The following is a 2,339-nucleotide window of genomic DNA, read 5'->3' on the forward strand; positions in this document are numbered from 1 at the left end:
GGCCGCCAAGTAAGAACAGCCAGTGACGGATGCGGACGCGGGTGGCATCAACCGCCAGAGCTTCGGGCGAAATTGGCGCGGGCTGTTGATGGCCGTTCGTGCGTTTGGATTTGGTGTTTGATCGCGTAGCGAGCGAGGCTTCCGCCTTGATAGCGGAGGGGGCGTGCTGGTGTGAAATCCGAAGAGACATGTTCGTGTGCCGGAAAGCCGGGAAGCGCTATCGCGTACCCGCAGGTTAGTCAACCGGCACACCCGAACAAGGTGTGGACATCCAAGGTGCACCGGAACATAGCATTCGCCTGATGAACTTCAGGTAATGCCGAGTTCCTCGCTGAACTGGAGGTCCGTAAATATCAGATTTACCAACTCGGGACTACATCTGCCTGTCTGCGCTGTGGCCCAGGCACTTCCGAGAATCCCCCTACACCGGGGGCCGTAAAAACCAGTTTACAAACTCGGGGCTGGTGGAAGCGTCTGCTACCCCAGCAAGTTCCATCGTACAGTGTCTCGGAACGGATGCCAAGAGATGCATGCGGCCTCAAGCATTAACAACATTCAGCACGGCAATTTTCTCTGCGTCTGCGTTAGTCAACATGTCGAGTCGCTCTCCGAGAAGGCGCCAAGCCTCGGCCATTTCGTGTTGATAGGAATGCTGGAGATAGACGCGATCCAGCTTGTCGGACCGGGCGTGGTTAAGGCAGCGATGGATGATGCTTTCGGCGACGCCGAGAGACTGCATCAGCGTCCCGGCGCTTCGGCGTAGGTCATGACACTTCCATTGCCCACCTTCAAGCACCAGCGCATCAATCAGATCGGTCCGGCCTTTGATCGCCTGGCCATCGGCTCGCTGCCGATCGGCAATGGCCTTGCCGACCGTCTGCTTGTTCATCGGTACGAGGCAATCTCTCGCTGACGGAAATACGAAGTCGCTGCGGTCTGCTTCTGCCAATTCGCTGCGTGTGGCCCATAGGGCGGAAAACTGCCGATGCGCGAAGTCGGAAAGATGTACATCGAGCGGCGTTGCCGATTTCGCGCTCTCGGCGGGGATGTGCCAGATGCGCCGATCCAGATCCACGTCTGGCCAACGGGCCACGGTCGTTTCCCCAATGCGTGAGCCGACGGACAGCATGATCCAGATGGCGCTTTGTAACGCTGGAGACAGGCCGGAGCGTGGCAACCGAGTGGCGAGTTGACGAATCTCCGGTACCGTAAGCACGCGATCCCGTTCGTTGTCTCGCACCGGGTCGTAGTCACCGCTCACGATTTCTTCCGGCTTGATGGCCAGAACATCGCTGTTCGCAAGTAGGCGCTTCCACGGTTGGTTCTGGTCCCCCCATCGGAACATTTGCTTCAGGTCTACCAGCAGAGCGGTTGCCTGCCGATTCGTGCCGGTATCCGAGATGTTGGTGAGGATGGGGCGAAGGTCGGACGCGTACAGATCGGTAAGCAGCTTCCCGCCGATCTTGTTCAGGACGAACTTCTCAAACGTCCGGGTGATTTCCGCTCCACCGTCCTTTCTGCCGCGTTTCCCGCGCTTCACTCTCACGGTGGGGAGCCATGCGTCGTATAGGTCACGAACCGTCCTGGCTTCGGCCTTGCGTGCGGCAGCGTCGGCGTCTTGTTCGCGCCGGGCTGCCTCGCGATGTTCGTTGGGGTCGATGCCATCGGCCACGAGAAGCCGCGCGATGTCGCGATGCTTTCGAATATCGAGCAAACTGACGGAAGGCCATGTTCCGACAGCCGTATCTCTGGTTTTGGCTTGCCAGCGATAGCGATACCAGAAGGTCACACTGACGCCTTCACCAGCCTTGCGAACGCGGCCCCAAAGTCCGCCTTCGTCGCGGACGGTGGAACCGATGTCGGCGGGGCCGAGAGCCTGAAGTTGTTTAACCGTTAGTTTCGCCAATCTTTGACCCCAACATTGACCCCAACAAATTTCAAGGATGGGGCAGGATGCAACCCCAATAAAACCGGATGCTTAAATCTACCACACCCGCGTCAGAAAAGGGACTTCAGGGTATTTTTGAGATTCTTCGGGATGAAAGCGGTGTTGTATGAAATTGATTTGGGATCAGAGGGTCGTAGGTTCGAATCCTATCGCTCGACCAGGAAAATCAAGGACTTACGGTGTCATGCCGTAAGTCCTTTTTCTTTTTCCGCGTCCTGTTACCGTCTTGTTACCGGAAAATAGTTGGAACGGCCCCGTACAGCACGGACTTGATCGAACGTTCGCGGCAATTGCACCGGCCGCGTCACATTGTCAGCTCCGGCGAGTCGGGTGTTTTGTTTCGCCCCAGAAGCATGGGTGTACCTCGATAGAGCGACCATTGCCAATCTTC

Annotated in this window: 2 protein-coding genes; both read right to left on the reverse strand. The window is 57.5% G+C overall.

Annotated features, from left to right (window positions below; all coding sequences use genetic code 11):
- The coding region (locus tag U5775_RS38670; protein ID WP_322063394.1) for a hypothetical protein at positions 1–190 on the reverse strand (190 nt) is incomplete at its 3' end.
- A 348-nt stretch (positions 191–538) separates the two neighbouring features.
- Positions 539–1,906, reverse strand: a complete 1,368-nt coding sequence (locus tag U5775_RS38675; RefSeq protein WP_322063395.1) for a tyrosine-type recombinase/integrase — start codon at positions 1,904–1,906, stop codon at positions 539–541.
- Positions 1,907–2,339 lie beyond the last annotated feature (433 nt).

The sequence above is a fragment of the Paraburkholderia sp. J63 genome (assembly GCF_905220245.1).
GTDB lineage: Bacteria > Pseudomonadota > Gammaproteobacteria > Burkholderiales > Burkholderiaceae > Paraburkholderia.